We start from the raw sequence: 12183 nt of genomic DNA, 5'->3' as shown, positions 1-12183 counted from the left end.
CATAATTTGTCGGTTTTTTATTTACCCCGATTAACGCGGGTAACCCTCCCTATTATCCGACAACTTTTCTTGTCATTTTTTGTCGGTAAGTCGTTATATTTTTACACACCTTTTCTATACACAATTTCCCCATCAATCACGGTTATCTCTGCCTGTACTTCTTTTATTTCTTCTGACTCGATTTCAAATATGTCGCGGTCTAATATTGTAAAGTCTGCTTCATATCCTGTTGTAATTTGCCCCCGCTTCGCTTCTTTTCCAATTGCATACGCACTGCCTGTTGTAAATAAAGAAACAGCCTCATATACCGTTAATCTTTCTTCTGGCATATAGCATACGCCGTCAATAAAGCTTCTACGTGTAACAGCGCTATATATACCTAAAAACGGATTCACTTGTTCGATTGGAGCATCAGATCCGCCGTTGCAGTGTAATCCTGCCTCTAGTAACGTCTTCCAAGCGTATGCATAACGAAGACGATGCTTTCCTAGTTTTTCAATAACTGACGGAAAATCCGATGAAACAAAGACCGGCTGAATATCGATAATAGCTGGCAAGTGTTTCATTCTTTCAATCAACTCTTCACGAGCAAGCTGGCAATGAATAATACGGTCACGTAATCCTTTTGCCGGTGGATATAATTCAAGCGCATCAATTACATATTCAAGCGATAAATCACCGATTGTATGAATCGCAACTGGCATATGTAAGTCACGGGCTTTCTTCACTAATTCTGCAAGCTCTTCACGCGAAAAAATTGCAACGCCGTTTGTTTCCTTCGCATCTTCATATGGTTCACTTAATAAAGCTGTTCTTCCGCCAAAAGAGCCGTCAGAAAAAATCTTCATCGCACCAAATTCAATATAGTGCTCACTTTCATATTCTTTTCGCTCATTCGCTACTTCGTGGTGAACGAGCAAATGTGCTTTAAATGGCATTTCTTTTATAACGTGCGAAAACGCATTGTACGTTTTTTGAAAGCCGCCATAATAATTTAAGTCTTCCGTGTGCCCGCCAACTAATCCGTATTGCCAGCAGTCTGAAATCGCTGTTTGCAGAGCTCTTTGCAAATACACTCCATCTATTTCAGGCTGAACATGTTTAATTAATTCTTGTCCTTGTTCATATAAAAGTCCTGTTAACTTATTTGATGAATCCCGGCCAATTTTCCCGCCTTTTGGTTCTTGCGTCTCTTCTGTTATGTTCGCTTCTTGCAGTATGTATGAATTCACCCATGTAACGTGACGACAAACGCGCTTTAATAAAATCGGATGTTCTTTTGAAATTGCATCTAAGTCTTTTACATGAACATCTTTCGTGTCTGTAAAGTTATTTTCATTCCATCCTTCTCCGATAATCCAAGACCCTTTTGGCGCTTCTTCTACTCGTTTCTGAACAAGAGTAAGCACTTCGCTATAAGACGTACAATTTGATACATCTAGACGAAGTAATCTCTCCCCATGCCCAATAAGGTGCATATGGCTATCAACAAGCCCCGGAATCATTGTTTTCCCTTTTAAGTCGTATAACTTCACTTCTGCATATCGGTTTTCTAACTCTTCTTTATTCCCCACATCAACAATGATGCCATTTTCAACGTAAATGGCTTCTACTTTTTCATTCTCTTCTCGCATTGTATAAACGGTTCCACCATACCAAATTTCTCCCATATATTCATCCCCTTTTCTCTTTAGTCTACGAAATTAGTCCGTATAAAAAAAGCACCATTTTGATTAAAAATGGTGCTTTTCCAAAAATTAATTTTGTTCAGTAGGATTCGTTGTAATTTGCCATTCAATACTAAATTTATCTTTTACTTGTCCGTATGCTGGGCTCCAGAACGTTTCTTGAAGTGGCATAATAACTTCTCCGCCTTCTTGTAACTTATCGAATACTTCTTTCGCTTTTTCTGCATTACTAATTTGAATTGCGATTGTTACTTGAGATCCGATTGCATGCCCTTTACCTGGGAATGTATCAGAAATCATAAGTTCCGTATTACCAACTTTTAAAGTAGCATGTGCAACGCGCTCTTTCGCTTCAGCTGGAATCGGGTATTCTGGATTTTCAGGCATGTCACCAAAAGTTTGCATGACTTCTACTTTTGCATCTAACGCCTCTTTATAAAGTTGTACAGCCTCTTGCCCACCACCATCTAAAACTAAGTACGGATTAATACCTAAAATCATACGGACACCTCTTTTTTTATTTTACAAAATCGAACTTGTGTTCGTTTTTATATTATCATACGTTTTATATTTCATTCAACTATTTACTTCACTATTTTCGAAATTATTTTGAAGGAAGCTCCATCTCTTGTTTTCTAAGTTCAATACGGCGAATTTTTCCAGAAATCGTTTTTGGTAGTTCATCTACAAATTCAATTTTGCGAGGGTATTTATATGGTGCAGTGAGTTCTTTGACGTGTTGTTGAAGTACTGGAATCAATGTTTCTTCGTTCTTTTCTATATTCTCTCTTAACACGATAAATGCCTTCACGACACTTCCGCGAATTTCATCAGGGCTTGCGACAACCGCACATTCTCTTACGTATGGGTGTTTTACAAGTGCATCTTCTACTTCAAACGGCCCGATTGTATAGCCAGAGCTAATAATGATATCATCTCCGCGTCCTTCAAACCAAAAATAGCCGTCTTCATCTTTCTTCGCTTTATCACCTGTAATATAATAATCACCGCGGAATTGCATCGCTGTACGCTCATCGTCTTTATAATATTGTTTAAAGAGTGCTGGTGTTTCAATGTGCACTGCAATATCACCAACTTCTCCTACCTGCACCGGAATACCTTCCTCATTTACGATATCAACGTGGTTGCCTGGCGTTGGTTTTCCCATTGATCCTGGTCTAATATCCATCCCTTTCATTATCCCAACAAGTAATGTGTTTTCCGTTTGCCCATAGCCGTCTCTTACCGTAATATCGAAATGCCTTTGGAACGTTTCAATCACTTCTCTGTTTAACGGCTCACCAGCTGATACAGCGCTATGTAACGCTTCTAAATTGTACTCATTTAAGTTTTCTACCTTTGCCATTAATCTATACTCAGTCGGTGTACAACAAAGCACATTCACCTTATTATCACCTAATAAATTCAAATACGTTTTCGGTTCAAATTTACCATGGTATACAAATCCAGTTGCACCTGAACCGAGAGTCGCTAAAAACGGGCTCCAAATCCACTTTTGCCAGCCTGGACTAGCCGTTGCCCATACAACATCATTCTCTTCAATTCCGAGCCAGTTTGGAGCGCTCGTACGTAAATGAGCGTATGCCCACGCATGTGTATGAACAACACCTTTCGCGTTTCCTGTCGTCCCTGACGTGTAAGATAAAAAGACCATATCTTCTTTATCTGTTTTCACTATTTCTAACATATCACTTTCTGTTTCTAATGCTGTTTTTAAATTTGTCCATCCATCTACTGACTGCTCGCTCAGGACGAATTTTTGAAGAGAGTCCATCGCTTCTATGTCATCAAATTGTCCAATGTACGGTTCATAACTTACAATCGCTTTTACTTCCCCGTGTCCAATACGATATTCGATATCTTTTTTTCGCAACATTTCCGAACTCGGAATTACGACAAATCCTGCTTTAATCGCAGCAATATACGTCATGTAAGCTTCAATTAAGCGCGGCATCATAATAAGGAGCTTGTCCCCTTTTTGTAAGCCACTTTTTATAAAAGCGTTTCCAATTCTATTCGCACCTTGCATTAATTCAAAATATGTAACTTCTCGTCTATTCCCTTTATCATCTTGCCAAATTAAAGCAAGCTTCTCTTTATCACCTGTATATTTCTCTATTTCTGAAACTAAATTATAAGATGGCGGCGCCAATAATTCCTCTCTCTTCATAAAAAATCCTCCTTTATTTCTATGCCTCTCTTATATAATAAAGAATTTTCAGTAAATTTTGAACCCTCTTCTTTTGACAATTTTTTTATATTTATGTCGAATTTATGCATGGATTTATAGCGACGTTGTTTTTAACATATCAATTCACCGGCAAATAACGACGAAAACGACAAAAAGAAAGAGCGGGAGAACCCGCTCTTTCTAAGCCATCGTATATGGGATTATTTTTGGTAACCGCCTAATTGTTGCTCAGCTAGTGAAACTAGACGTTTCGTAATTTCGCCACCAACAGATCCGTTAGCGCGAGATGTTGCATCAGCTCCAAGTTGAACACCAAACTCTTGAGCGATTTCGTATTTCATTTGATCTAATGCTGCTTGAGCACCAGATACTGCTAATTTATTTGTGCTTGCCATGTTGTATCACCTCCTTGTGAGTATAGAGTGTGATAAACAACATGACTTCATGCACATTTGAACGTGGTAATTTATGGGTTTAGAAAAGTTCTTCGAATTTTTCTTCTTCGGCCACTACTTCTACTGTTTGTAATACCATTGTTTCTTTGTTCGTTACAGCCTCTTCAATTAACGGCGCGAAATCGTACTTCGCTTCAAAACGATTTGCTTTCTCACGCTTCGGTTTTGTCGATGGACTTGCTGGTGTAAATACTGTACAGCAGTCTTCATATGGACGAATTGAAATATCATACGTTCCAATTTCATTTGCAATTTTAATAATTTCTAATTTATCCATCGTAATAAGCGGGCGAATAACAGGATAGTTTGTCACTTCGTTAATCGTATGCATACTATCTAACGTTTGGCTCGCTACTTGTCCAAGACTTTCACCAGTCGTAATTGCAAGTGCATTACGCTCCTCTGCAATACGCTCTGTAATACGCATCATCATACGACGCATAACTGTCATAGAATAGCTAGATGGAATTTCTTTATTAATCGTTTTTTGCACTTCAGTAAATGGAACAAGGTGAAGTGTTACACGTTTACAGTATTTCGTTAACTCTTGTGCTAAATCGATTACTTTTTGTTTCGCGCGCTCACTTGTGAAAGGTGGACTATGGAAGTGAACTGCTTCCACAGATACGCCGCGTTTCATCGTTAAGTAAGTTGCTACCGGGCTATCGATACCACCAGAAAGAAGTACCATTACTTTTCCGCCAACGCCAACTGGTAAACCACCAGCTCCCATGTGCTCACCACACATAATATAGCTGTAACCACTGCGAATTTCTATACGTACATTCACATCTGGATTATGAACATCTACTGTGATATCCTCTGTATTTTCTAAAATGTGCCCACCGATTTCTGGAAGTAACTCCATCGTCTTCATTGGGAAGCGCTTATCAGAACGGTGCACTGTAATTTTAAATGTTTTCACATCACCTTTTACTTGTAAGAAAGCTGCTAATGCACCTTTTTTAATATCTTCTAATTCTGATGGTACTTTCATCGCTAAGTTAAACTTATGAATACCAAATACATCTTTCAATCTCTCAGAAATTGCTTCATGGTCTTCGCCATTTAACTGAATGTACATACGATCATGTGTTGCATCAATTTTAATGTTTGGGAATTTTTTCAGTTTGAACTTCACGTTATCTTTTAATGTGCTTACAAATTTAGAACGGTTCTTACCTTTTGTCGTCATCTCTCCGTAACGAACTAAAATATATTCATATGTCATCATATTTCTTTACCTCATCACTTCATATAATTTTGGCATTGTCTCTTTAACAATACCTTCAAATTGTTTTACTTCTTCCATCGTGTTGTCCGGTGCTAAACTAATGCGGATTGCACTCGCAGCTGCGGCGTGTGGTACTCCCATTGACACTAATACTCGGCTCACTTCATTTGCTTTTGAAGAACAAGCAGACTTCGTTGATACATATACACCATGCTCTTCTAAAGCATGAACGACCACTTCTGGTTTTAAACCAACAAATGATACATTTAAAATGTGCGGTGCCGCATATTCAAGTGACGTATTAATCGTTACATCTTCCATCTCTTTAAAGAAACGGACAAGCTCTGCTTGTAAATTTTGCAAATGAACTACCTTTTCTTTCACTTGCTCCATCGTCATACGAAGTGCTTTTACCATCGCTACAATACCAGGTAAGTTTTCTGTTCCTGAACGATACTTAAGCTCTTGTTGACCACCTGATAAAATTGGATCTAATCTTACACCATCACGTACGTAAAGAAGACCTGTCCCCTTTACGCTATGAAATTTATGCCCAGATATTGAACAAAGGTCAATATGAGAAGCATATAAATCAAGCGGTACTTTTCCTATCCCTTGTACATGGTCCACGTGGAATCTTATTTTCGGATAGTTCGCTAATAATGTTCCAATTTCAGCAACGGGCTGAATCGCTCCAGTCTCGTTGTTCACGTGAATAATTGACACAAGAATCGTATCTTCACGAAGCGCTCGTTTTACATCCTCTACCGATACAACACCGTGCTCGTTAACCGGTAAATATGTTACATCAAAACCGAGATCTTCTAATTGTTTATATGCCTCAAACACAGACGCGTGTTCAATATTTGTTGTAATGATATGTCTACCGCGCGAACGATTCCTCATCGCTATCCCTTTAATCGCAAGGTTATTCCCTTCCGTTCCACCCGATGTGAAAATAATTTCAGAAGGTTTAACGTGAAGCAGCTGTGCTGCAATCGTTCTCGATTGTGTTAATAGACGCTCTGCCTCTCCTCCAAGCGAATGAATAGAAGAAGGATTTCCAAAATATTTCCCCGCAACCGTTACGTATGATTGAAGAGCTTCTGGATATGGCTTTGTCGTCGCACTATTATCAAAATAGATCATCGTTCTTCCCCTTTCAGCGCTGTCACATCGTATAATCATATCATAAATACGTGTAATTACGCTAAAACTACTCAAAGGTTCCGTTTTTATATAAAAGTGTACATTTTTTCCCCGCCATTTGCAGGCAGCCTGAGTGGTGAAGATTAATAATCAGTGATGGATGACCTCCCCCACTAATTAAAGTTTCACTTTATTTTAAAACGAACAACCTTACTGTATTCCGCTATTCATTATAGCAACATCGCCTTCAAAATTACACAAAAAAACAAACCCTTTATTAAAGGGTTTGCTCATTGTCTACATATTCAGCTATTTTTTGAACAACGCCAGGTTCAAGTTGCTCTAATACAGAAGCTGCTTGTTCTAAAGCTGCATCATATTGATATTCACGGAATAATTTCTCAGCGTAATTTAAGCTTTCTGCAAGGTTCTCATCATGACTGCGGTAACGGTTACCGTATTGAATTAATTTTTCAACTAAATATGCTTGCCCAATTAACTCTTCTGCCATTTCTGCTACACCGTTAACAGTTGTGTACGCCTCTTCTAAACTGCTATTTACAGCATTCATATTTAACGGTTTTACTTCTAATTGATCATATACAGCTTGCATTGCCATTTGCCCTCTTTGTAAATCTTCCATAATGCTTACCGGAAGACCTGGCAAATTCGACTTTTGCATAAAGCGTTTCGTTTCTAAAATTGTATTTCGCATTTCTTGTAACTTCTCACGCGCTTCAAATTCTTCTTTACGCATCGTTTGTAGCATTTCTTTATATTCTGCATGAAGTACTTTTAACGTTTCACATTGCTCATAAACCTCTTCTAATTCCTCACGAATAATAGAGAAGGCAATATCTTGTTCTGCAACGCGGATTTGCAACACTTCAAAACGTTTCGTTAAAATATGCATTTGCTTTTCAATTACTTTTTGCGACTCAATATCTTTGTCTTGTAATTGATAACTTTGTTTCACAAGTTGTGTTTCTGCTTTTGTTTCGATCGTTTCAACACGAATTTCTTCTAAATCTTCGTAAACAGAAAGTGTTTTTTGTTCCACATAATGTCTCGCATGCACTTCTTGTTCAAGTTGATCATAAAAACTGTCTAAACGAGTTTTTAATTTCTCTACTTTTCCTGCTGCTTCCGTTATATGAAGCTCCTGTATATCCATTAAGCACGTTTGTAGTTGTGTCGTCATATCGCGAACTTCTTTAGGAATTTCCAAATACTCTAATACGTAGCCTTGTCTTATCATATCATCATGACCTTGTAATAAATCTTCCAGCTGAACTGGTAATGTCGCTTGACACTCTACCAATAAATCTGGAATTTGATGAATGATGATTTCTAAACTTGCTAAACCTTCTTCTAAACTAATAACAATTTCTCGCGCTTTTAAATAATCACCATTATCTGTTGCTTCTTCAAAAGTTTTGAACTTCTCGGATTCAACATCTAACATCTCTTCAATTTTTTGCTCAGCTGCTCCATACATGTGTCGATGAGCAAGAACGCTCTTTTTCATACTACGATATGTATCACGTAACCCTTCAATTTCCGAGCTATTTTTCTCATGGCTTTCTAACAGTTGCTGTAATTCATTTAAAATGTCTGTAATACGATTATCAGCGTCATCTAAACCACTTATGGATTCGGTCATTGCATGCTTTGCTTTTCGGAAGGAGAATTGCGAGGCGAATTTTCGCGCTTGCGCTAAATCTTTTTCAGCTTTCGGAAGAGTTGTTGATACAATCTCATCCCATTCTTCACGCCATTTACCAAACAGTTCTTCTGTTTGACCCGTCATATTTAAATCTTTTACCCGTTTTAGTTCATCTGCCACAGGTTTATCTTTTATTTCTTGTTTCCACTGCTCCAGTGCTTCAATATCTTTATATGAACGATTTCTTATCACAAGCTCTATCATGAGCAGCACTAGAATAGAGCTTACTACAATGATAACGATCGTCAGGATAGAATCCATGCAAAAAAGCCTCCTAGTTATATCTCTTTTTTTGTCCGTTCCGTTTATGAAATGGAAGGCATTATGTATAAAAAGGGAATTCCCCTATATTTAACAACTAACAATGTTCTAATCATACCATGTAATGGCGTGTTTTTGACCTAGTTTTTTTTAAAATTTCATGTTTCTTTAAATGTAATTGTAATCTTTCTTAATATTCCGCTTACTTCACTACCTATCCTCAAATGATTGTAATAACAGGCACTCTTTCATATGAGATGCGAAATAAATTTTGCGCATGAGCGGGGGTTCAACATAAATCGCATGCACATTCCCCTGCCTTACAGCTTGCTCTACTGACCTTTCTGGAAGTAACGTGATACCAAGTCCAGCTCCCACCATCGCAAGCATCGGTTCTGCGTAAGATGTTTCAACTGCAATGATTGGTTTCGTGCCCATACATTGAAACACATTCATAATCATTTTCCTTACATCGCATATTTCTGGGTATACAATTAACTTTTCATTTTGCAACTCTTCCATTCGGATTACCGTTTTCTCTTTATACGGATGATCATTTGAAACGACGCAAACGATTTTTTCTTCCCGCATTTCTTTTATATACGTAGCGCCTTCTACTACTGAATCAATAAACATCGCTTCAATTTTTCGCGCTTTAAATAATTCCATTAATACTTTCGTATGCTCAATTTGCCATTCTATTTCATATGTATCCTCTAATAAGTCTTTACACTTTGATATGTAATGGGCCGCTAAACTCGGTAATATACCTATTGAAATTTTCCGCTTCTCTTGATATTCCTTCATTTCCGTTTTCACTGCATTTATTTGCTCCAAAATCGGTAACATTCTCTTTATAAATAACTCTCCAGCTTTTGTTAATTCTACCCCTTGAGCGGAACGTTTTAATAAAGTAACCTCTAAGTCAGCTTCTAATCTTTGAATTTGTTTACTAAGCGCTGGTTGTGAAATATGTAAAAGCTTACTCGCTTTTGATAAACTTCGCGTATGCTTTACTTCAATAAACGATCGTACTGCCTCCAAATCCATCCTACACACCTCTAACAAAAAGTTATAACTGCCATAAAAAATCGATATTTCCTTCTACAAAGAATTACTCTTTATACTTATTTCATCAACTTACTATAACGAAATAGAAAGGAGAATGATACTCTTGGCAAAAAAACAAATGCTACTCGGATCCCTCCTATGCTTACTTGCTGTAACGGCTTGGGGATTTATGTTTCCTGTAATGGCAAATGCCTTGCAATTTATCGATCCGTTCTTCTTCACAACTATTCGATACGGATCAGCAGCTATTATTTTTCTTATTCTACTCTTAATTATCGAAGGGAAAAATTCTCTCCGCTTAGAAAAAAGAACACTTTCTTTATTCTTTTACGGAACATTCGGTTTCGCTGGGTATGGATTTCTCGTTTTCTACGGTCAACAACTTGCCGGGCCCTCTGGAGCGATTCATGCGGCTATGATTCAGTCTCTTATGCCACTTATCGCTCTATTATTACAATGGATAACAAAAAATCGCCGTCCAGGGCACTACACATTTCTCTGTATGTTCGTTGCGTTACTCGGTGTTATGCTTGTCATTTCAAAAGGAAATATTCACTTATTATTTGGAGCAGCAAGCCACTTATCAACAAACATATTTATGTTATGCGGCGTTACTTGCTGGGTCATTTATACGAATGGTGGTGCTCGTTTTCAATCTTGGTCACCACTTAGGTACACAACATTAACTTGTTTATTCGGTTCTATTTCACTCGTTATAATCGTTACTGCATTAACAAGTGCAAATATAGTCGCTGTACCGTCATTACACACAATTATGAGCGTTCGTTTTGAACTCTTTTATATGTCAATTGTCGCGGGGGTTATCGCTGTATTTTGCTGGAACACAGGAAATCGCTATATTTCATCAATTAACGGCATATTATTTATGAATTTAGTTCCTGTACTTGCTCTTATCGGTTCCATATTTCGAGGTTATACAGTCGACAAAATTGAAATTGCCGGAGCCTCATTAACAATCATTGCGCTATTATGCAATAATTTATGGCAAAGAAAAGAAACGACAAAAATCCCCACCTCAGTTCGTTAGGTGGGGATTTTTCACATATGAACAGCTCTTGGCAATTCAAAATACATATTCGTTTTGCATAATGCTTGCTCCATCCATTGTTCAATTTCTTTCGTATACATTTCTAAGAAAAATGTCTCGGATGGAAAAGAATGCAGCACTTCTGATATATATTGCGGATATAAAAACGGCATATTCATCATGCCTTTTAATTGCGTCATAAACATTGTAAAAGATACCTTCTTAAATTCTTGATTCATTTGTCCCTGTCTAATAATTTGCTCTACATAATATCTTTCTTTTGAAAAATAAATCGTCATCACTTCACGAATTAATGTCGTATCAAGCGAAAGCTCTCGGTAGAAAAAACGTGTCAGTTCTCTATTATCAAATTGATATCGTAAAATCCCGCGCACCATTTGCACCATCACATCTTTAGCCGACAAATATTCTCTCTGTTCAAATGCCGTTTCAATTACATGAGTATATCCTTCTAAAAAATCAGTAATAAGCTGTTCTAATAAACCTTGCTTTCCAGCAAAATAATATGAAATATTCGCTACATTCACATCCGCCCGCTTTGCAATGTCTCGTACCGACGTTCCATCATAACCTTTCGTATTAAACAACGATATTGCCGCATCAATTACCTTTTGTTTCGTCTGCTTCATGCGCTCACTTCCCCTCACTGAACAGCTATAGTTTAAATTTCTTGACTTTTAAGACAAATTCCTTTAATTTTCTATCGACAAAGTCATGTGAAATACATCGTATTTTGCCAATATTTTACACACCTCGATAAAAAGGGAGTTGTTTCCATGTTTACAAAAGAAAGTTATGCAGGATCTCGTGAGCAGCAATATGAGACAGTAATTAAACAACTGGATGCACTATTAACTGGCGAACCGAACGTAGTCGCAAACTTATCAAATGCGTCCGCACTATTAAATCAATTTTTAGATCGCGTTAATTGGGTTGGCTTTTATGTAACAGAAGGAAATCAGCTTGTTCTTGGACCATTCCAAGGAATGCCTGCTTGCGTGCGCATTCCATTCGGACGAGGCGTTTGCGGCGTGGCAGCTGAAACGAAAACAACGCAGCTTGTAGCGGACGTTCACCAATTCCCAGGTCATATCGCTTGCGATAGTGCTTCGAATTCGGAAATCGTTGTACCGATTATGAAAGAAGGAAATATCATCGGTGTACTTGATATTGATAGTCCCGAAAAAAATCGTTTCGATGAAGTAGATCAGCACTATTTAGAAAAGTTTGTGGAAACACTGTTAAAACATATATAAAGTGAAACTTTAATCAGTGGGATTTTGTTCATTCCTCACTGATTATTAGTTGAACCAATCGG

General features: G+C 37.7%; 11 protein-coding genes. 2 read left to right on the top strand and 9 right to left on the bottom strand.

The genetic code is table 11. The features are described from left to right. Nucleotides 1–101: 101 nt before the first annotated feature. The 8 genes from KI356_RS14985 to KI356_RS14950 all read right to left on the bottom strand — a co-directional run bounded on the left by KI356_RS14985 (nucleotide 102) and on the right by KI356_RS14950 (nucleotide 9775). On the bottom strand, nucleotides 102–1670 hold the full coding sequence (locus tag KI356_RS14985) for an amidohydrolase (RefSeq protein WP_212935796.1): 1569 nt from the start codon (nucleotides 1668–1670) through the stop codon (nucleotides 102–104). A gap of 87 nt (nucleotides 1671–1757) precedes the next feature. Beyond that, complete coding sequence (locus tag KI356_RS14980) at nucleotides 1758–2189, bottom strand: VOC family protein (RefSeq protein ID WP_002199170.1); 432 nt, start codon at nucleotides 2187–2189, stop codon at nucleotides 1758–1760. Nucleotides 2190–2292: 103 nt separating this feature from the next. Beyond that, nucleotides 2293–3879, bottom strand: a complete 1587-nt coding sequence (mbcS, locus tag KI356_RS14975; protein WP_128280727.1) for an acyl-CoA synthetase MbcS — start codon at nucleotides 3877–3879, stop codon at nucleotides 2293–2295. A 221-nt stretch (nucleotides 3880–4100) separates the two neighbouring features. Then, the gene (locus KI356_RS14970; protein ID WP_000168891.1) at nucleotides 4101–4295 is read right to left on the bottom strand and encodes an alpha/beta-type small acid-soluble spore protein; all 195 of its coding nucleotides are present in this window, start codon (nucleotides 4293–4295) and stop codon (nucleotides 4101–4103) included. 79 nt (nucleotides 4296–4374) lie between these two features. Further along, on the bottom strand, nucleotides 4375–5589 hold the full coding sequence (gene thiI, locus KI356_RS14965) for a tRNA uracil 4-sulfurtransferase ThiI (protein WP_128280726.1): 1215 nt from the start codon (nucleotides 5587–5589) through the stop codon (nucleotides 4375–4377). A gap of 6 nt (nucleotides 5590–5595) precedes the next feature. After that, the gene (locus KI356_RS14960) at nucleotides 5596–6738 is read right to left on the bottom strand and encodes a cysteine desulfurase family protein (protein ID WP_128280725.1); all 1143 of its coding nucleotides are present in this window, start codon (nucleotides 6736–6738) and stop codon (nucleotides 5596–5598) included. A 277-nt stretch (nucleotides 6739–7015) separates the two neighbouring features. Further along, a complete protein-coding gene (gene ezrA / locus KI356_RS14955; RefSeq protein ID WP_212935795.1) occupies nucleotides 7016–8725 on the bottom strand; it encodes a septation ring formation regulator EzrA in 1710 nt (569 codons plus the stop codon). A gap of 210 nt (nucleotides 8726–8935) precedes the next feature. Next, the gene (locus KI356_RS14950) at nucleotides 8936–9775 is read right to left on the bottom strand and encodes a LysR family transcriptional regulator (RefSeq protein WP_128280723.1); all 840 of its coding nucleotides are present in this window, start codon (nucleotides 9773–9775) and stop codon (nucleotides 8936–8938) included. A gap of 124 nt (nucleotides 9776–9899) precedes the next feature. Here KI356_RS14950 and KI356_RS14945 point away from each other — a divergent pair, with 124 nt between their 5' ends. Further along, the gene (locus KI356_RS14945) at nucleotides 9900–10844 is read left to right on the top strand and encodes a DMT family transporter (protein WP_128280722.1); all 945 of its coding nucleotides are present in this window, start codon (nucleotides 9900–9902) and stop codon (nucleotides 10842–10844) included. 11 nt (nucleotides 10845–10855) lie between these two features. Here KI356_RS14945 and refZ read toward each other — a convergent pair whose 3' ends face one another. Beyond that, a complete protein-coding gene (refZ, locus tag KI356_RS14940) occupies nucleotides 10856–11494 on the bottom strand; it encodes a forespore capture DNA-binding protein RefZ (protein WP_128280721.1) in 639 nt (212 codons plus the stop codon). A 147-nt stretch (nucleotides 11495–11641) separates the two neighbouring features. On the opposite strand from refZ, the gene KI356_RS14935 reads away from it, so the two are divergent. Beyond that, on the top strand, nucleotides 11642–12121 hold the full coding sequence (locus tag KI356_RS14935) for a free L-methionine (R)-S-oxide reductase MsrC (RefSeq protein ID WP_002112278.1): 480 nt from the start codon (nucleotides 11642–11644) through the stop codon (nucleotides 12119–12121). Nucleotides 12122–12183 lie beyond the last annotated feature (62 nt).

Origin of the sequence: Bacillus hominis (assembly GCF_018332515.1) — a bacterium.
GTDB classification, from domain to species: Bacteria; Bacillota; Bacilli; order Bacillales; family Bacillaceae_G; genus Bacillus_A; species Bacillus_A hominis.
This window is presented reverse-complemented; position numbering and strand designations above follow the sequence as displayed.

Coding starts and splice junctions, on each gene's coding strand:
- KI356_RS14960 (WP_128280725.1), bottom strand. CDS start 6,738: ATGATCTATTTTGATAATAGTGCGACGACAAAGCCATATCCAGAAGCT.
- KI356_RS14980 (WP_002199170.1), bottom strand. CDS start 2,189: ATGATTTTAGGTATTAATCCGTACTTAGTTTTAGATGGTGGTGGGCAA.
- refZ (WP_128280721.1), bottom strand. CDS start 11,494: ATGAAGCAGACGAAACAAAAGGTAATTGATGCGGCAATATCGTTGTTT.
- KI356_RS14970 (WP_000168891.1), bottom strand. CDS start 4,295: ATGGCAAGCACAAATAAATTAGCAGTATCTGGTGCTCAAGCAGCATTA.
- KI356_RS14985 (WP_212935796.1), bottom strand. CDS start 1,670: ATGGGAGAAATTTGGTATGGTGGAACCGTTTATACAATGCGAGAAGAG.
- ezrA (WP_212935795.1), bottom strand. CDS start 8,725: ATGGATTCTATCCTGACGATCGTTATCATTGTAGTAAGCTCTATTCTA.
- mbcS (WP_128280727.1), bottom strand. CDS start 3,879: ATGAAGAGAGAGGAATTATTGGCGCCGCCATCTTATAATTTAGTTTCA.
- KI356_RS14935 (WP_002112278.1), top strand. CDS start 11,642: ATGTTTACAAAAGAAAGTTATGCAGGATCTCGTGAGCAGCAATATGAG.
- thiI (WP_128280726.1), bottom strand. CDS start 5,589: ATGATGACATATGAATATATTTTAGTTCGTTACGGAGAGATGACGACA.
- KI356_RS14950 (WP_128280723.1), bottom strand. CDS start 9,775: ATGGATTTGGAGGCAGTACGATCGTTTATTGAAGTAAAGCATACGCGA.